Genomic DNA, 17907 nt, shown 5'->3' on the forward strand with positions numbered 1-17907 from the left:
CCAGTTCGCCCATATCGGCGCGGCGAGCCTGGCCGGCACCTTCCCCGAGCCACCCAAGCCGGGCAAGGGCGCGCTGGAGCTGTTCAACCTGTACGCCAACACCAAAGGCATCAAGGCCGGCGATTACGAAGTCACCGATGCCCTGGGCACGCTGCTCAAGGGCACGTTGGACGGGCAGGGGTTCAAGGCTGTGTCCGGCGCAGCGCCAGGGCCAGCCTGGGTCAACTTCGGCCGCGATCCCTCGCCGCCCTGGGCGCCGAGCAGCTACATCGGCGAGGTCGAGTGGCCGGTGCAGGCCCCAGACCCCAACAGCCTGTCGAGCCAGCTGGAGTCGCTGGTCGAGAAGCTGCCGCTGCCCAAGGGCGAGGGCGGCCTGTTCGACAAGGCCAAGCAACTGGCCGGCAGCGGCATGGACGCGGCCAAGAGCGGCATGAGCCTGCTCAAGACCGGGCAGGGCGCCATGCAGACCGCGCAACAGGTACAGGGCGCATTGAAAGGCGGCGTCGCCGGCCTGCCGCAGTTGGCCAGCACCGCCAGCTCGGCGCTGCCGGCCGCCTCCGGCGCCATGGCCAGCCTGCCAAGCCTGCCCAAGCTGCCAGCGATGCCCAAGCTCCCCGCTTTCAAGGCCCCGAGCCTGAACACCGTCACCGATCTTCTGCCAAGTGAACTGATGTCATGACCGCCGATACCTCTGAAAAATCACGTCCAGCCCAGGCGGCGGTCGTCCCCCTCGATCAGATCGGCATGGCCGACGTCAGCCGCGGCGCCGCCGTGTTCGACGCCTGGCTGCGCGAGATCAGCGGCGGCTACGTCAACCTCGAACGGCTCAAGGACACCGCCGAGGTGCTGCCGGTGATCGGCAACATCATCGCCCTGGTGGATGCGGTGGGCGATATCGTCAGCCTGGCCAGAGCCAAGGAACCCGACCCGTGGGATTGGGTGAGCCTGGGCATCAACCTGATCGGCGTGATCCCGGCGCCGCCGACCATGGCTGCCGCGCGCAAAGGGCTGCGGCCGATGCTGACCCTGGCCCGTCAGGAAGGTAAGCAGATCCTCGGCGATTCGCTGATCGAGATCATCGTCGGCCACCTCAACGCCGACCTGCTCGGCGAGCTGGACAAGTTCCTCGCCGACGCCGAAGGCCAACTCACCCCGATCCTCACCGAAGCCGCCAAGACCGGCGAAAAGCTGATCAACAACACCGCCGACGCCATCGACGCGATCATCCTCGGCAAGCTCGACAGCAAGGGCGACCTCGACAAGGCCGCGCAACTGGCGCAGAAGGTCAGCGAAACCTGGAAGTCCGACCCATCGGTGGCCTTCGAGAACGCCTTCGGCGCGCTGAGCAATGCCTACGCGGCGATGGGCAAGGGCGCGGCCAACACGCTCATGAGCAACGCCGTGCCCACTCGGGTGCAGCAGGAAGTGCTCACCTACACCAAGCAGTTCCGCACCCTTGGGCCGCAGATGAGCGGCAAGCTGCTGAGCCTGTCCAGTGCGGCCAACCCGAACTCGATCGAGAACATGCGGCGCATCCTGCACAACAGCAGTGTGATCTGGCATGCGCGCAATCCCAAGGGCAAGGACACGGTGGTCAAGCAGAACAAGACCACTGAAGCGAAGGTGCAGGGGGCCGAAGGGCGTACCGAGTCGATTACTACGCAAGTGCCTGCAACCGGCGCGCCGAGTTGCTGCAAGAACAAGGCGCCAGCTGGCACGCAGCTGCAGATTAACTTCGCCCTCGGCAGCGAAACGCTATCGCACACCGACTTCAGCTTGCCCGGTCCGTTCCCGGTCGAGTGGACGCGGACCTACAACTCACGATTGGACAAGCTGGATGACGGCAGCCTCGGCGCCCGCTGGCTCACCGAGTTCACCACCTGCATCGACGTGCTCGACCAAGGTGTGGTGTTCCACGACTACGATGGCCGTAGCCATGACTACCCGCTGCCTAAGCAGGGCAAGCCGCACCATGATGCAATCGAGTACTTCACCCTTGTGCGTACCGCCGAGCAGCAACTGGTGCTGCTGCGTGGCCTGGACCGTCGCGAGACCTACGCCCGCCATGGTGACCGCTTCTACCTGACGCACATCCAGTTGCGCAGTGGCGCGGGGGCGATGCTGCACTACGAGCACCGCCATCACGACCGGCCGGTGCTGTCGGACATCAACACCTATCAGGATGACGACCCGAGCAAGGTACACCTGCAACTGGGCACCTTGCTCGACGACCATGGCCACCTCCAGGGACTGTGGCAGGTAGTCGATGGCAAGCCTTTACGTCAACTGTGCGCCTACCATTACGATGACCAGGGCGACCTGATCGCTGCACAGGATGAACACGGTGCCGCTTGGCGCTATCAGTACCAGCACCACTTGGTCACCCGCTACACCGACCGCACCAATCGTGGCATCAACCTCGAATGGGATGGCAGCGGCCCACACGCCAAGGCCATCCGCGAGTGGGCCGACGACGGCAGCTATGAGACGGGTCTGGAATGGGATGAGCGCATCCGCCTGACCTATGTCACCGACGCCCATGGCCAGGAGACCTGGCACTACTACGACCAGCAGGGTTACACCTACCGCATCAAGTACCCGGATGGTCGGGATGAATGGCTGTTCCGTGACGTGCGTAAGAATGTCATCCGCCACGTCCACCCCGACGGCAGTCAGGACCGCTACGTCTACGATGAGCGCAGCAACCTGCTCAAGCACATCCGCCCGGATCACAGCGTGGAGCACTACGCCTACGACGATCAGGACCAGTTGACCAAGATCAGCGACGCCGAAGGGGGGCTGTGGCTACGCGACTATGACGATCGCGGCAACCTGGTCGAGACAATCGATCCGCTGGGCAACAAGACCGAGTTCGCCTACACCCCGGCCGGGTTGGTCAAGGCGATCAAGGACGCGCTCGGTAACGAGAAGAAAGTTGCCTACAACGATGCCGGGCAGTTGCTCGAATACACCGACTGCTCCGGCAAGACCAGCCAGTGGACGTACAACGCCTTTGGCCAGTTGGCTGAGTTCGCCGATGCGGCGGGTAACAAGACCACTTACGAATACCAAGCCGGGCAACTGGCCAAGGTCACCCATCCCGACAAAACCGAGGAACGCTTCAACTACGACGCCGAAGGTCGCTTGCTGGCGCACGTCGATGCCCTCGACCGCTGCACCACCTGGGCCTACAACGCTGTCGGCCTGCTGGCCGAGCGCGTCGATGCCGCGGAACATACCCTGCGCTACCGCTGGGACAAGCTCGGTCGCTTGATCGGGCTGGAAAACGAAAACGAGAGCAAGGCCAACTTCCTCTACGACCCGGTCGGCCGGCTGCTGCAAGAGACCGGTTTCGATGGCCTGGTCACCCGCTACCAGTACGACCCCTACAGTGGTCGGTTGGCGAGCACCCAGGTCGGTCAACGTCGTATCGACCTGACCTTCGACCGCATGGGTCGATTGCGCGAGCGTACGGCCCGCCTGGGCGATCAAAGCCAGAGCGAAACCTTTGCCTACGACGGCAATGGGCAACTGGTTCAAGCGGTGAACGCTGCCAGCAAGCTGCAATGGTTCTTCGATGAGGCGGGCAACCTGACCCGCGAGCACCAACACTACTTGGCCACTGGCACGCCGATGGTCGCGGTGTGGCAGCACGAGTACGACGCGCTCAACCAGCGCACCGCCACCATCCGCCCGGACGGCCACAAGGTCAGTTGGCTGACCTACGGCAGCGGCCACCTGCTCGGCATGACGCTCGACCAGCACGAAATGCTGGCCTACGAGCGCGATGACCTGCACCGCGAAATCGTGCGGCATCAGGGTAATAAGTTGATGCAGACCCAGGCCTGGGACCCGGCCGGGCGTTTGCAAGAGCAACTGCTGGGCAGCCATGACGGCCAGTCCACGTTGCTCAAGCGTCAGTACCGTTATGACGCTGCGGGGCAATTGACTAATATCTATGACACTCGTCGTGGTCAGCTGGAGTATCAATACGATCCAGTCGGCCGCTTGTTGCAAGCGACCAGCCGCCTGGGCGTGGAAACCTTCGCCTTCGACCCGGCCGGTAACCTGCTGGATCAGAAAACCCAGGAACTGAACCGTCCGCTTGAAGCGGATCCACGTCGCAACAAGCTGATGGACAACCTGCTGCGCGAGTATGCCGGTACCCACTACAAATACGACGAACGCGGCAACCTGGTGCACCGCCTGCAAAACGGCGCACATGCGCATTTCACCTGGGACCTGTTCGACCGTCTGGCCAGCTACAACGACGACAAGCTCAAGGTCGACTACAGCTATGACGCCCTGGGCAGGCGCCTGCACAAGCATTCGGTGGCGCATTTCTGGGATCGACCGGAAGCGGGTACTGGCTGGAACCAGTTGGAAAGGGCCAAACGCCAACGCGAGTTGGGCTGCGGCTTTACCTTGTTCGGTTGGGATGGCGACACCCTGGCATGGGAAAGCTCACCGCCGCGAGATGAAGGCGATACTGGTCGCACCGTGCACTATCTGTACGAGCCGGGCAGCTTTGTTCCGGTCGCCCAAGCCCTGCGCAAGAGCCCGATCCGCCTGCACAAGCAACCGGACTGGAGCCAGCGCGAGTATGACTTCGATCAGGATACGTTGTGGCACACCGAGGTGAAGCCGCAGCCGTTCGAAGCGATCGCTTGGTACCAATGCGACCATCTCGGTACACCCATGGAACTGACCGATGAGCAGGGCAACATCGCTTGGGCGGGGCAGTACAAGGTGTGGGGTGAAGTCCGGGAAGAGCGCTCGGACTGGGCCAAACAGCACGGCTTGGGCAATCCGTTCCGTTTCCAGGGGCAATACCACGATCACGAGACGGGATTGCATTACAACCGATATCGCTACTATGAACCGGTTGCGGGACGTTTCATCAGCAAAGATCCTATCAGCTATGCGGGAGGATTGAATCTCTATATCTACGCTTCTAATCCGATTGAGTGGTATGACCCGCTCGGTTTGGCTAGGATCAGCAAAGGTGTCAAGACTAAGGTTGCCAATGAGAACCGTCAGCACCATGGCACGGAGAAGTGCGAGCATTGCTTAACAGATGTTGTTCCAGGTAAAAAGAGCCAGCGAGGAGTGACCCCACCTACCAATGAAAGGCAGTTCGATCATATCGAACCGGACTCCAAAGGTGGTGATAATGGCGAAGGTAATGTTCAAATTCTGTGCAGGAAGTGCAATCGCGATTTTTCGGATACGCCAAAAGATAATTTCAAATTAATGAACAGAATGGGCGTGCAGCGCTAAAATTTGGGGTGTCAAATGAATGCGTATGAAAAGCTAATTTTTAAACTGATCCCGGATGAGGACGGTTATCCTCCTGTCTCCACGGAGGCCATTTGGGGTGAGAGAGTTGGGGTAAATCAATATAAGGTGGATAACGTTCCTTATTATGTTTATGGTGTAAGTAAAGGGGATGTGGTCAAGGTTGAGAATATAAGCGGTGAGTATGTGGTAAGTGAGGTGGTCATACAGGGCGGGCACTCTACTCTCAGGGTTTATGTAGAAGAAAAACGCCGTAAATTAGAAGTTGTCCAGGCGATAGCCGAGCGGGGAGGGGTATGCTCTGTTAGCTCGGAGTTTTCACTATTCCCTGTTGATATTCCTCCCGAGGTGGACTTTAGGATTATTGATAAGTATCTCAATAGTATTGCGGATGATGAGTTCATTTCTTATGAAGATGCTTGTTTGCAGCACCTGGGAATAGATTCGAGCAGAGTTCTTGAATGTTTTGCTCTCTCTACGCTGACTAGCGCGACTCACTGAGTTTAGGCGAGTCATTTACGTCACCCGCGCTGAGGTCCAGAGCGAGAATGTTAGCCGAGGCGCGGAGGAGTTCGAGATCAAGCTGCGGACAACCAGCGCCTGTTTCGTGACCCTCGAACATTCCAAGGCTGTGGCCGGCAATATCATCGCCTTGGTGGGTGCACTGGGCGATGTCGGAAATCACTATATGAATGATCAGTTGATCATAATCCTTACTGAGAAGTTGTGGTTGGTTACAATGGATTTCTGATGAATTGAAAATTCATCGCTATGAGATAAAGCCTGTCTCGGGGTTAATTACCGGGGATAGCCTATTGCTGAGGGGTAAAGGGGAAATATTTATTGTTCATGGTCTGATCGAGTTCCCAAGAAATGCATCGAGCATACGAACCAGTGTGGCTTGAAATTAGAGTATGGGAAATAAATCTATCCCCCTTCTTGGGCACCTTTTTTAGCGTAACTCCAACGGGCACGTAGCCATCGAAAAATTATGGAGTAGGAATGGCTTCAAATGACGTGCAGAAGGTTCTTGATGAATACTATGGCTTTGATGACGGGGTATTGAAGGCGTTTGAGTATATTTTCTCGGATGATGACACCTGTTCTGTAAGGCTTGAGTTGTATGCGCGAAATTATAGTTTAGAAAATGATGTTTGGAGAAATGTAAAAATATTGGTTCGGGGCGTGAGTGAAGTGCGTGCGACAGTGATTCCGGTTGTTGTTAATTCGAAAGTTAAACTTGTAGACCTTGGAGGGGAATTGTGTCTGGAGGTGAATGGAGATTTTGGTCTTGACTCGATGTCTATTGAAAATATTCGGAGGTACAGTTTTTGCTATGTAATTGGGCGGTCGGTTGAAGTTGTGGAGTGTGTATAAGTGGTCTGAAGTAGTGTGGAAAGGTTTGAGGGTGATATGTTGTTCAAAGATGTTGTGAGTTTTTTTGATGGATGCCACGGTTTTCAGGGAGGACGCATAAGATCTTTTAGATATGAGAGCCAAAGCTCTGGTAGGTTGAATATTATAATTGGATTGGAAAGCCAATTTTTAAACGGCTTGCCTGGAAAGTGTAGGGTTGAATTAAAAATCTTCGATGCTTTGGAGGTTCGATCAGATTTTTTGGGCGGGCGCAGTAATGATATCGCCGAAAAGGTCATTTTTTCGCCCTCCGGAGTAGGAGGCTACTGCATAGCGTTTGGTTGTGATTTTTTGGACATTCCAATGACGCTGGATGCCATTAGACGGCGTAGTGATTGCTATGTTATTGGCAAGGCTGTTGAGGTGTTGGAGGTTAAATAGAAAAATTTGGGAAGGGACAGGAAACGGATTTTTACTCTAATCTCTGCTTAGGCGGGGCCAAAGGGCCACGGAGCTTGGGCGATATGGGCTGAAGAGCGCAGTCCGATTCAATAGGCTTTTTTTGGCAAGAATGGAAAATATTTAGCTAGGAAGTAAAGGTGAGAGCTGAACCGACACGTACTGAGGTTATTGAGAAAATTTTAAGTCTACTTACCGGAGTGGTGCAAAGAAGAGAAGTTGCGGAGTGGGCTTTTGAGATCTTTGATGATGATCATCTAAAGATAAGTGACTCCGTGATCGAGTATCTGAAGATATTAGGGGCAGTCGATCTGCCCGCCAATGAACGGGAGTATCTGTATACTGAAGAGGATCTGGATAGATGGATTGTTGAACTCAGAAAATAAAGAAGAAGCACTGGCAGGAACACAAGGGCCAATCCGAGGCGCTCGCATGTTGCAGAATACAATCCCAGTACAGGTCAGGTACGAGTTTCAGAGGAGACCTATGATCATCAAGGTGGACTCAATGAGGTTGAACCCAAGATGCTCGATGGTGATGTTGTAAATGCCCCTCATTATTCATCAGCTAAGTCGGATAATGGTAAGGGATTGGCTACCCTAGATTGCAAGGAAATTAGATCGAGTTTTAGGTAGCGCTAATGAATGTTCTTGAGAACAAAATTGCATTTGTTGAGCAGTTGCTATTGGTCGCAAGAGAAAACCCTTACAGTCCTGAGCGTTGTGCTGATTGGGCGTTTAAAAGTGCTTTGGATTATCAGGCCTACGGGTATGGTGATCTAAAATTGGACGAAATAATAGATCTTATGCAAGGTATGAGTGCAGGAGAGGAGTTTTACTATTCTCAGAGCGAGCTGGTTCAAATGTTAGAGTCCTACTTGCATGAATTAAAGGTCTAAAGCATTGAAATTCGCTAATTCCCCAGTCATGCATGCCTCGGTTTTTTAAGAGGTTTCTATGAAGGCATCAAGAGATTTGGCTTCCATTAAGAGCGAACTTTTCAAAATATCAGGAAAAGGTGGCGCTAAAAAAATATTGGACGAGGCGAAAAAATTCGATGACTTGATTTCTCATTATGAAAACATTCCAGATTCCTGTTTTGGTCTTTGGCTCGACATTTTTTCTGATTCCGAGCTTTATAATAAGCAGGGTATGCATATATTTTTTCTGAATTTTCAAGTTTGTATGTATGCAATATCTGATAATCAAAAGGAAGGTGCGTTGCACGCCATAGTGGCTCACTATTCGAATTACAATAATTTAGAGACCTGCTGGCATGTTGGGGACTTGGTTGCTCGCTGCTACGAAACACAAAAAGCATTTGATTTTTTTAAAAATTTATTCCACACCTCTACTGCTCAGGGGCGAGAGGGTATTGCGCTTGGATTAGAAATTCTTGGGCGACAGGATAAAAGCACGAAATCAAAGAAAATGATTGAGCAAGTTCTCCGTGGTGACGGCTGAGTGCGCTACCCGCTTGGTCGAGGGAGCGAGACCCAGTCCTCCCTATCCTGGAACGGTAAGCTGATCCAAGCGATTACAACTACGATCATTTCAATATGCGGCCGGCTTATGAAAGAGGAGAGATTCTAAATGCTGGGTATGTGCGAGGATTTCATGGGTGCTATATTTTTCTTAAGGTATATTTATGTGGCTAAAGCATTCGTTGAATAAAGTTAAAGTTGATCATATGTTCGGTGGTGTTTTAAATATGGAGGGTGCCGAGCTGGTTGGGTTTAAATTTCATGACAGCTCTTCGGTGTATTTCTCGTTCTTGATTAAAGGGATTCCAGATAAGTGCCCCGATAAGTGGAAGGGTCAAGGGTATAATGCTATGAGTGTTACGTTGAATTTTGGAGGGGTGAAAAAGTTTAGGTCGAATTTGGTCAGGGTAAATTTTTGCTGCACTCCAAAAATTAATAGTTCACCTGGCAGTGCCTCTATTTCTATTGAGGAACTTGATGCGTCGATTTGTTGCGAATCTGAGTACGTGAGTGTAGAGGGGGTGACTCCATACATTGATATAAGGTGGGATTGAGTTGCGCGCAAAAAATATATTAAGGGGGCTACTGTTGGCTAGTTGATGGGGTGGGGGCTTTTGGGTTTGTTCTCTATTCGGGCGGAATCGAGATGAGTAGTGTTTGGGTGGTCTTGTATCAATTTCAGTGTTGATGAGAATTTTGAGGGTGGTGAGTTTTACGCGACGGCAACTGAAAAAGATGAGTTTGAGCAGGCCTGAACGATAAAGTGGAACAGGTTTGTTTTTGCTCTAATCGAGTTGCCGGGAAATTTATCGGGCAGGCGAAGCAGGGTGGCTTGAAATTAGAGTGGGAAAAATATATTTGTTCCCTTTTCTAAGGTGTCGGCAATGTGACTTCAAAGATGACGACTCATAAGTTTTGTCATGCTGATGAACTATTGAGTGCTGCAGGTCGATTAGGGGTTAAAGCGCACCTAGTTGACGAGGTTATAGCAGAAAAATACACATCGTTTGTGTTGGAAAAATACAAGCCCTGGAAGAGGGCTGGGCACTTGAGTATTGGTGAGGGCACCGCTAAGTTGCCGACTGACGAAAACGAGTTTGTATTTTTCTCATCAGTTAAACCTGGGGCGGGCTGGATATTTTTTGAACAAAATGCATCAAATAAAAATGTTGTTGTGGTGGTTGATGATGTTAGGGATATATCAAGGTTGATGGAGGATAGTTATGGCATGGAGTACTTTGTGTCAAATGAAGATGGTGACTTTCTTATAGCAGTTAACTGGTATGTCATTGAGTATACAGATGGTGCGATAGCGGCCGATTGATGTATTTTTGGTTGAGCTTGTACTTTAGGTGTTTAGTATAATGGGGGCGGATTTATTTTACCTATTTTGATTGGTGGTAATAAATCCGTCCACTTTCTTTGTCGCCTTTTTTTGCGTAACTCCACCGGGCACGCAGCCATCGAAAAAATTATGGATTAGGTATGGCTTCAAATGACGTGCAGAAAGTTTTTGATGAGTACTATGGCTTTGATGATGGGGTGTTGAAAGCGTTTGAGTATGTTTTTTCGGATGATGGCGCCTGTTCTATAAGGCTTGAGTTGTATGCGCGAAATTATAATTTGGAAGGTAATGTTTGGAGGGGTGTAGAAATATGGGTTCGGGGTGTGAGCGAAGTGCGTTCGACAGTAATTCCGGTTGTTGTTAATTCGAAAGTTAAACTTGTAGACCTTGGAGAGGAGTTGTGTCTGGAGGTGAGTGGAGATTTTGGTCTTGACTCGATGTCTATTGAAAATATTCGGAGGTACAGTTTTTGCTATGTGGTTGGGCGGTCGGTTGAAGTTGTGGAGTGTGTATGAGTGGTGTGAGGTAGTGTGGAGAGGTTTGGGGGTGATATGTTGTTCAAAGATGTTTTGAGTTTTTTTGATGGGTGCCACGGTTTTCAGGGAGGACGCATAAGGTCTTTTAGATATGAGAGCCAAAGTTCTGGTAAGTTGAATATTATAATTGGCTTGGAAAGTCAATTTTTAAACGGCTTGGCTGGAAAGTGCAGGGTTGAATTAAAAATCTTCGATGCTTTGGAGGTTCGATCAGATTTTTTGGGCGGGCGCAGTAATGAGATCGCCGAAAAGGTCATGTTTTCGCCCACTGGAGTAGGAGGCTACTGCATAGCGTTTGGTTGTGATTTTTTGGATATTCCGATAACGCTGGATGCCATTAGACGGCGTAGCGATTGCTATGTTATTGGCAAGGCTGTCGAGGTGTTGGAGGTTAAATAGAAGATTTGGAGAGGGGCAGGGGCGCATTTATTTGTTCACTCTAATCTCTGCTTAGACGGGGCCGAAGGGCCACGGAGCTTAGGCGATATCGACTGAAGAGCGCATTCCTACTCAATAGGCGATCTAACGAGGAGACTGATGGGCAATAGTCAGTTCGTGGACAATGAAAAAGAATAATGTATTTAGTTTGGACTCCGATATAGTTCCTGGCAGGTCGATTGGTGGGGTTTCCTTAGGTGATTGTGCAGAAGAGGTTTTTTATTGCATCGCTGATACCTTTGATGTGAGAATTTTCGAATTTGAGAATTTTGGTGTTAGGTTCGTGCACTATGAAGTAAGTGGAGGGGTAGTTTCATTTGTAGCCAAGGATGACGGAAAAATATCTTCCTTGTGGTGCAAGCCTCCATATAGCGGAAACTTTGATGGGCGGCTTTTTCCAGGAATAACTGCTGGGGAGCTAAAAAGTGTCTCCAAAAGGCAGGAGTTGGTAAATGGCTATTTGGTTGTGGATCGAAATTATCTGATTTACTACGGCATGCCAGATAACATTGACGATTTTAATCATTTCTCTGATTTGGATGATAATGTTGTTTTCGAAGAGTTATATGTTGGTGGGTTAAGGTAACGAAGCTACTGGAGTAGATTTATTTTGCTGCTCTGAACGAATTTTCGAAAAGCATCGAGCAGGCGAAGCTGGGAGAGAAGTCAGGCTTTAGGAGAACTAGAGAAACTCCGATAAAGTAGGCCGGAGCGCGTAATAAGAATCGTCTAGACCGTATCAGACCAATTAAAACCTAGGGCTTTGGCCAGGCTCTGATCCGCTACAGGCGCACCTCTCCCGCAGCGCTGAATAATTGCCGACGCACCATTCATAGATTCGAACGCGTGAATAACGTAGTCAGTTGCGCCGTGATCTTGGCCAAACCGCGAAAACGAGTCTTCACATAGCCTAGCTGGCGTTTGACTACCTGGGACGGGTGCTCCACTAAAACGACCTGTCACTGCATATGATCCTGTAAAGGGTAAAGTCATCACATCTTGCCCGCGGCATTTTTAAGTGATTAGTCATGTTGGATATTTCTTACTTGTCAGATGATCAGGGTGATAAACCCTCCTTTATGATTCATGATAGGGATTTTAAGTTTTTTGAGCCTGCTTTTTTGGATCTTAAACAAAAGACAGGGGTCTATATAGACCCGTATGGTAAGACGCGGGTTTATCCAGAGCATCAGAGAATATTGATCAATTTTTTAACAAAAGACAGCGAAGATAAGGTTGTGGGGTTTGTATGTTTTCTAAGGGTGTCTGCTGAGGAAGGTGAGGTCTTGATGGCTGATGGTGACTAGGTGTGACAAGGTCGAAGTCATTAATGCTATTGTCGGGTCATCCATGGTTTGAAGAGTAAAGGAGGGGGTTTATTCTCTTGATCTGATCGAGTTTGCAGAAAATGTGTTGAGCATACGAAACGGGGTGGCTTAGAGTTAGGCTGGAAGGAATAAGTATGTCCAATTTTTTAACTTGTAGATAATCCAGGGTCGGGATGTGTTGATAGAATGCATGATCATTATTGCTTTAACTGTCGGGGCGGAAAATAATGAGTGTAGTTCGATTTATGAATCCGCAGGCATTAACAGCCATGTATGATGAAATTCCTTCATTTGTTGGCGCTGAAGTGCTGGAGGTTGTATTTAAACAGGACGGGCCATCGATTTTTGTTAGGTTCATGACGAAGGAGAAACCACTGAAAAAACCTTCAAGATGGCCGAGCGTATATGACGTTGTGCATGTGCAAATTTCATTTGGCGCGGTGGAGGTTTTGAGTTTTTCCAAGTGGGGAAGGGGAAATATTGTTCTAGAAACGTCGGGCTTCCTTTTGGATGGCAGGGAAGGACTGAGGCTTAACTTCGAAAATCAATGCCGGCTAGAATTTTCGTACGATTGGGCTCGTGTGGAGAGTATCAATTATGGCCTCATTGGAGAACCTTGAATTTGTCCAGAAATGGGTAGGCCAGAATGGCAGGTCAACCAATTATTTTGTCGCCTTTATATAGTGACAGGCAAGGTGAGTGTAAGATTGACACAGGCAGGTCTCAACCTAGGCAAACGCAAAAACAACTGTGGGCATGAGTGATGGGAAACTTATCAAAGTTGACGAGTGGTTTTTCGTTTGGGGACATTAATTTTGGTGGTTTCAGTACCTCGGCCAGTTGGGTGGGGTACTTTGAGAAAAATAAGGAGTTTTCATACGCATTAGTAGATGAGGCGGTTGATTTGTTTGAAAGTTTCTTTCGGTCAAAAAGTGAGAGAGGTGTGGTTGTTACAGCTCTTTCATTCGATGATGAGAGAGAGGAAGATGATGAGGTGATTAGAAGGTATCAACATCTGTATGAGGAGATGAAGGAAAAGAGGTTGCTTTTGCCAATGTCTGAAAGTTTCGAGTGTTATCTCTATGGAGAGACTTGCTTGCCCGTGAGCTCACTTAGTCTGAGTTTTGAACGCTCGGATTTTACAGCTATTTCAAAATTGTTGATGTGCCATACGGGTGTGGTAGGGCAGGTTGGGTTTTATATTGATCCATTGTTGAGTGTTGCTATCTATCCTCATGATGACATTGGCTTTGGGTGTATTGCACTTAATTCTGATGATGGGATATGTCGTGAGTTTTTGAACCATTGCTCTCGAAGTGGCAGCTTTAATGTTGTAGTGGGTGATGAGATTTGAGTGGGTGTTTTAAACTGCAAAAAAGGGAGGGGTGTGAAAGATTGATTTTTGATTTTAATTGCTGCCTAAGCAAGGCGCTCATCGGGGTTGAAGGGGAGATGTAACTTTGGTGGTGTTTAGATTGGAGGCTGATATGAGTAATTTAAGTGATGCGTTTGAGGTGCTGAAGTTTGCTCATGCCAGATTTGACTTGTCTGGCAGATTTAGTGCTGGGAAGAGAGCTGGAAATATTTGGCCAGTTGATCTGCCTACGTCTATTGAGCTGAACGCTTTTTTTAATGAGTGTGAGCCAGAGGATGTCAAGGTGGAAACAGGGCTCATTCCACTGAAATTAGCTGGGTTGGAGACTTTGAATAAGGCGCAAGTCGGATATCGTTGGTTCAATACCGCATCAGGGCTAATACTTAATCCTGCTTGGCCCAAAGGGTATGTGGTGATTATGGATGATAGTGGGGGTGGAAAGCCTATAGTCGCTATGACTGAAGAAGTTGGAACGCCAATTTATGCTGGTTATGACACTTTGGCCCCGTTCATGATCTCAGATTCGATTGCGGATTTTTTACTTGCGCTGGCGAAGCTCATTGAGATCGTGTATGGCGAGTATAATATTTTTGATGTGTTTGATGATGATGGGGTGGTGGATAGCTTCATGCAGAGGTTGGAGAAGGATGTGGAGCCCATTCTGGGGGCGGATAATTTCAATAGGTTTGTTGACTATTTTTATGGTTAGCATTGACTTATTCGTGGGCGCTCGTAGGGACATCGTTTGGACGGGGAAGTAAAAGGCGTGGGCTGAAGAGGGGGAGCGATCGGAGTTAGCCAGGTGGCATAGACTTTTGACCGCTGGTCATGTACCGCTGTCCTCAAACACGATTTTTCGACCTCAGGAAATCAGTATATGAATGATCAGTTGATCAAGATCTTTATCGAGAAGTGGCTGGAATTCGACCTGCAGTTGCGTGAGAAGCGTGGCTTCAATGACGTAATGCATCAGGAACTGATGGGGCTATTGAAGCAAATCAAGGAAAGGTTGGATAACCAGAACACCATTCCCAAGAACCTCGCTGAGATCTTTTTAGACATGTGGGGTGCGATGACCAGCAGCGCCGATCTGTATGACAGCGATGAGCGAAACGAAATCTACCAAGCAGCCGATCATTTGACCGACTGTGCTAGAGACATCTGTATCAAGTGATCAGAGGCGAGCCCAGGCATTTTTGGTGCGAGCAGCGCCCAACGCAATTGCCAGGGCGCCACCACGCCGACGCCCTGGCACAGCCCCGCTCAGTGCTTCACCCCCAACTCAGCATCATCCATCAACGCCTTGGCCAGCGCGCTCAGGTAATACGACGCCCAAAGCAGTTGGGGTTTCTCTTCCATGATCCCGGTGATGGTCAGGTCGCGTACGCAGCCCATTAGCTCCGATGCCTGGTCACGGGCATGCTGGCAAGGGATGCCGGGTTCGATACAGAACAGCGGGTCGGTCATCCCTTCGCCTTGGTAGAACTTGGTCTTGCCGACGGTGGTTTTCGTGTCGTCATCGTGATGCCTCCCTGAAGTGATCGTTGCCAGCGCACCATGACTCTCTGGGACCGAACACCTAGAACCGCACATCCATCGCCACCTCAAACGTCCTCGGATCCCCCATGTAGTACTGGGTGTTGTACGCCTGCTTGGCATACACCTCATCGGTCAAGTTACGCACCCGCGCGGTCAGCGTGGTATGCGCGTCCACCCGGTAGCGGGCGAAGGCGCCGAACAGGGTATAGGCAGGCGCTTCCAGGCTGTTGGCATTGTCGGCATACACCGAATCGACATAACGTGCATCCACCCCCGCCGACCAGTCCGGGGTGAAGCTGTAGGTCAGCCACAGGTTGCCAACGTTGGCCGGCACGTTGACCGGCGCATTGCCCTCGCGGGACACCGACTTGCCGGCCACCGCCTCGTTGAACTCGTCATACCGCGCATGCACGTAGGCATAGTTGGCCTCGGCCAACAGCTTCGGCGTGACCTGCAAACGCCCGGACAGCTCGATGCCGCGCGAAGTCTGCTGGCCGGCTTGCACCGACTGGTTGGGGTTGCTCGAATCGGTCACTGCAAAATCCTTGCGCACGATCTGGTACACCGCCACCGTCGCCGCACCCCGGCCATCGAGGAAGTCGAACTTGCTGCCGGCCTCCCATTGCTCGCCCTTGGACAAATCGAACAGGCCAACGTTGGAGTAGGTCGCCGCCGCCAGGGAGCCTGCCGGCAAATCGGCGGCGGTGCTGTACTGCACATAGACGCTGGCCGCCGGGGTCAGCGCATAGGTCAGGCCGGCCCGCCCGGACAGCGGCTCCCAGCGGCGTTCGAAGTAGGCCGGCGCGGTGGGCGTGACGGCGCCGTAGTTGGTCACCTGCATGTCCAGGTAGTCATACCGCAGGGCGGTCAGCAGTGCCAGGCGGTCAGTCAGTTGCAGGCGGTTCTCGGCGAACAGCGCGCGGTTGGTGGTTTCGTGCCGGCGTTGCTTGCTCAGCCCGGTATTCACGCCGGGGATGGCGTAGAAGCTGCCGGGGTCGAAGTGGTCCGGGTTGACCGTGTCGCTCCAGCTGCCCGATTTCGGGTACAGGCTCTGGCGCATCTGCGACCAGTCCAGCCCCGCCGACCACTGGCTGGCCAGGCCGAACAGGCTGTTGTCGTGGCGCAGCTCGAGGCGGTTGCCCAGCACGCTCTGCTGGTGGCGCTGCAGGTAGGGGCTGGAGCGCGTCACATTGCCCGCGTTGTTGTAGCGGTAGCGCTCCAGGTTGCGGTAGTCGCGCTGGGCCTCGTACTGGTACAGGGTGTTGTGCAGGCTGGTGCTGTCGCTGACCTGGTAGTCGAGCATCGAGCGCAGCCAGCGCACCCGCTGCTCGTAGCGGCCGTCGGCGACGTTGTAGTTCTCGAAGCGCCGGCTCTTGTCGATCTTCATGGTGCTGCGCCCAGGCAGGATCGGCGAGCCCCAGTAGGGGCTGTCTTCCTTGTCCTCCTGGTACTCCAGCGCCAGGGTGTGGGTCAGATCGGGGGTCAGGTCGCTGAGCAGCGAGAACGCCAGGCTGTCGGTCTGCCGTTCATTGCGGTCGATGTAGCCGTTGCCCTGGCTGCGGCTGAAGTCCAGACGGGCGAAGTGGCGGGCGTCGGCCGGGTTGGCGGCCAGCGCCTGGTTGATGCCGAAGGCATATTCGGCGGCGTCGTAGCTGCCGTAGCGGATACGCCCGTCGACGGTCTGCTGGTCGCGGCTGGCCAGCTTGCTGATGTAGTTGATCGAGCCGCCCACGGCGCCGGCGCCATGCAGGAACGACGACGGCCCGCCGAGCAGTTCGACACGGTCGATCACCCAGGCGTCCACCGGCCGGGTGGCGCTGCTGTAGCCCAGGTTGATGCCGTTGTAGAGCTGGGTCACCTGGTTCTGGGTGAAGCCGCGGTAGGTGACGAAGCCACCGTAACCGGGGTTGGCCGAGGCGTTCACGCCGGTCATGGCATTGATTACTTCCTGGGTGTCGCGGGCGTCGCGCTGCTCGATCACCCGGCGGTCCGCGACGCTCACCGAGGCTGGGGTTTCCCGCGCCGTCAGGCCCAGGCGCGAGCCCGTGGCGATCGGGGTGTCCAGTTGCACGCCGCTGGGCGCTTCACGCTCGCCATCGACGGTGGTGGCGGACAGTTCGACAGGCGCGCCTTGCGCCCAGGCACAGTGGCAGGTGGCGCTCAGCACGAGCACCAAAGAGGTGTTGCGGATCATGTTGTAAGGGTTCCACGCAAAGGTCTTGGCAGGCCCGGCCCACAGGCGCGCGCACGGGCGCGCCTGCCAGGGTCAGGCGAAGTGTTCTGCTGCGGGGAACGGGGCAGGGGAGGCGCGGGGGTTGATGGCGTGGCGCAGGTAGCGTGGCGGCGGTTGCCCCCAGCTGCGGGTGACGATCGGCGCCGGGGCCTGGCCATGGGTGGCGGAGAAGGTCCAGCCGGCGCTGCTCAGTGGCACGGCCATGGCGAACGAGGAGCACACCGGGCAGTCGAGCTGGGCCATGTGCTGGTCGCCACCGCCGCCGTCCAGGTCGATGGCCGGGCCATGGCCGCTGTCCATGCTGCAGTAGCCGCCTTCCAGGCCGGACAGGCGCAGGCCGGTCATCTGGCCATGGTGCAAACCACACAGCAACAGGCTGAACAGGACGCTGGCGTAGAGCGTCCATGCGGTCAGCGAGCGTGTCCGACGAGTGGTTTTCATGGCGGCGAATCTACCATTTGGAGGGTTTCACCGGGTTTCGGCTTGGTGTGGTGGATTGTCGCAGGCGGTGTCGTTT

Annotated in this window: 20 protein-coding genes and 2 pseudogenes; 18 read left to right on the top strand and 4 right to left on the bottom strand. The window is 52.9% G+C overall.

Features of this window, described 5'->3' with window-relative positions; all coding sequences use genetic code 11:
- The 13 genes and pseudogenes from ACQ4N9_RS24415 to ACQ4N9_RS24475 form a co-directional block, all read left to right on the top strand.
- Window positions 1–679, top strand: a pseudogene (locus ACQ4N9_RS24415) (type VI secretion system tip protein VgrG); the annotation flags it as partial.
- Window positions 676–5280 carry an RHS repeat-associated core domain-containing protein gene (locus ACQ4N9_RS24420; protein ID WP_390971238.1) on the top strand — a complete coding sequence of 1535 codons (4605 nt, stop codon included), beginning with the start codon at window positions 676–678 and terminating at the stop codon, window positions 5278–5280. The pseudogene ACQ4N9_RS24415 and the gene ACQ4N9_RS24420, both read left to right, overlap by 4 nt.
- Before the next feature lie 15 nt (window positions 5281–5295).
- Window positions 5296–5799 carry a DUF4265 domain-containing protein gene (locus tag ACQ4N9_RS24425; protein WP_258646174.1) on the top strand — a complete coding sequence of 168 codons (504 nt, stop codon included), beginning with the start codon at window positions 5296–5298 and terminating at the stop codon, window positions 5797–5799.
- A gap of 501 nt (window positions 5800–6300) precedes the next feature.
- The gene (locus ACQ4N9_RS24430; RefSeq protein WP_390971236.1) at window positions 6301–6675 is read left to right on the top strand and encodes a hypothetical protein; all 375 of its coding nucleotides are present in this window, start codon (window positions 6301–6303) and stop codon (window positions 6673–6675) included.
- Between the two features lie 36 nt (window positions 6676–6711).
- Entirely contained in the window at window positions 6712–7095 is a 384-nt protein-coding gene (locus ACQ4N9_RS24435; RefSeq protein WP_258646176.1) for a hypothetical protein, read from the top strand.
- Window positions 7096–7253: 158 nt separating this feature from the next.
- Complete coding sequence (locus tag ACQ4N9_RS24440; RefSeq protein WP_258646177.1) at window positions 7254–7499, top strand: hypothetical protein; 246 nt, start codon at window positions 7254–7256, stop codon at window positions 7497–7499.
- A 254-nt stretch (window positions 7500–7753) separates the two neighbouring features.
- Window positions 7754–8011: a hypothetical protein gene (locus tag ACQ4N9_RS24445; RefSeq protein ID WP_390971233.1), complete on the top strand. Its 258-nt coding sequence runs from the start codon at window positions 7754–7756 to the stop codon at window positions 8009–8011.
- A gap of 58 nt (window positions 8012–8069) precedes the next feature.
- Window positions 8070–8576, top strand: coding sequence for a hypothetical protein (locus ACQ4N9_RS24450; protein WP_258646181.1), 507 nt, complete (start codon window positions 8070–8072; stop codon window positions 8574–8576).
- A 184-nt stretch (window positions 8577–8760) separates the two neighbouring features.
- Window positions 8761–9150, top strand: a complete 390-nt coding sequence (locus ACQ4N9_RS24455; RefSeq protein WP_390971231.1) for an Imm50 family immunity protein — start codon at window positions 8761–8763, stop codon at window positions 9148–9150.
- A 332-nt stretch (window positions 9151–9482) separates the two neighbouring features.
- Window positions 9483–9920: a hypothetical protein gene (locus ACQ4N9_RS24460; RefSeq protein ID WP_258646184.1), complete on the top strand. Its 438-nt coding sequence runs from the start codon at window positions 9483–9485 to the stop codon at window positions 9918–9920.
- Between the two features lie 161 nt (window positions 9921–10081).
- Complete coding sequence (locus ACQ4N9_RS24465; protein ID WP_258646186.1) at window positions 10082–10456, top strand: hypothetical protein; 375 nt, start codon at window positions 10082–10084, stop codon at window positions 10454–10456.
- 36 nt (window positions 10457–10492) lie between these two features.
- A complete protein-coding gene (locus ACQ4N9_RS24470) occupies window positions 10493–10876 on the top strand; it encodes a hypothetical protein (protein ID WP_390971227.1) in 384 nt (127 codons plus the stop codon).
- Window positions 10877–11039: 163 nt separating this feature from the next.
- Complete coding sequence (locus ACQ4N9_RS24475; protein WP_258646189.1) at window positions 11040–11501, top strand: hypothetical protein; 462 nt, start codon at window positions 11040–11042, stop codon at window positions 11499–11501.
- Window positions 11502–11745: 244 nt separating this feature from the next.
- On the opposite strand, the pseudogene ACQ4N9_RS24480 reads toward ACQ4N9_RS24475, so the two are convergent.
- Window positions 11746–11862: pseudogene (locus tag ACQ4N9_RS24480) on the bottom strand (IS5/IS1182 family transposase); the annotation flags it as partial.
- Window positions 11863–11943: 81 nt separating this feature from the next.
- Here ACQ4N9_RS24480 and ACQ4N9_RS24485 point away from each other — a divergent pair.
- From ACQ4N9_RS24485 to ACQ4N9_RS24505, 5 genes are all read left to right on the top strand, one after another.
- A complete protein-coding gene (locus tag ACQ4N9_RS24485) occupies window positions 11944–12222 on the top strand; it encodes a hypothetical protein (RefSeq protein WP_390971225.1) in 279 nt (92 codons plus the stop codon).
- Window positions 12223–12470: 248 nt separating this feature from the next.
- On the top strand, window positions 12471–12863 hold the full coding sequence (locus tag ACQ4N9_RS24490) for an Imm50 family immunity protein (RefSeq protein WP_390971223.1): 393 nt from the start codon (window positions 12471–12473) through the stop codon (window positions 12861–12863).
- A 143-nt stretch (window positions 12864–13006) separates the two neighbouring features.
- Window positions 13007–13597 (top strand): hypothetical protein, encoded by a 591-nt coding sequence (locus tag ACQ4N9_RS24495; RefSeq protein ID WP_430933917.1) that lies wholly within the window; start codon window positions 13007–13009, stop codon window positions 13595–13597.
- 133 nt (window positions 13598–13730) lie between these two features.
- On the top strand, window positions 13731–14327 hold the full coding sequence (locus ACQ4N9_RS24500) for a hypothetical protein (protein ID WP_390971219.1): 597 nt from the start codon (window positions 13731–13733) through the stop codon (window positions 14325–14327).
- Between the two features lie 168 nt (window positions 14328–14495).
- The gene (locus ACQ4N9_RS24505; RefSeq protein WP_390971217.1) at window positions 14496–14792 is read left to right on the top strand and encodes a hypothetical protein; all 297 of its coding nucleotides are present in this window, start codon (window positions 14496–14498) and stop codon (window positions 14790–14792) included.
- Window positions 14793–14881: 89 nt separating this feature from the next.
- Here ACQ4N9_RS24505 and ACQ4N9_RS24510 read toward each other — a convergent pair whose 3' ends face one another.
- From ACQ4N9_RS24510 to ACQ4N9_RS24520, 3 genes are all read right to left on the bottom strand, one after another.
- A complete protein-coding gene (locus ACQ4N9_RS24510) occupies window positions 14882–15160 on the bottom strand; it encodes a DUF3077 domain-containing protein (RefSeq protein ID WP_258646627.1) in 279 nt (92 codons plus the stop codon).
- 37 nt (window positions 15161–15197) lie between these two features.
- Complete coding sequence (locus ACQ4N9_RS24515; RefSeq protein WP_390971215.1) at window positions 15198–17351, bottom strand: TonB-dependent receptor; 2154 nt, start codon at window positions 17349–17351, stop codon at window positions 15198–15200.
- A 72-nt stretch (window positions 17352–17423) separates the two neighbouring features.
- Entirely contained in the window at window positions 17424–17831 is a 408-nt protein-coding gene (locus ACQ4N9_RS24520) for a DUF2946 domain-containing protein (protein WP_125858304.1), read from the bottom strand.
- Window positions 17832–17907: the final 76 nt, after the last annotated feature.

Source organism: Pseudomonas sp. ES1 (assembly GCF_050586605.1).
Classification (GTDB): domain Bacteria; phylum Pseudomonadota; class Gammaproteobacteria; order Pseudomonadales; family Pseudomonadaceae; genus Aquipseudomonas; species Aquipseudomonas sichuanensis.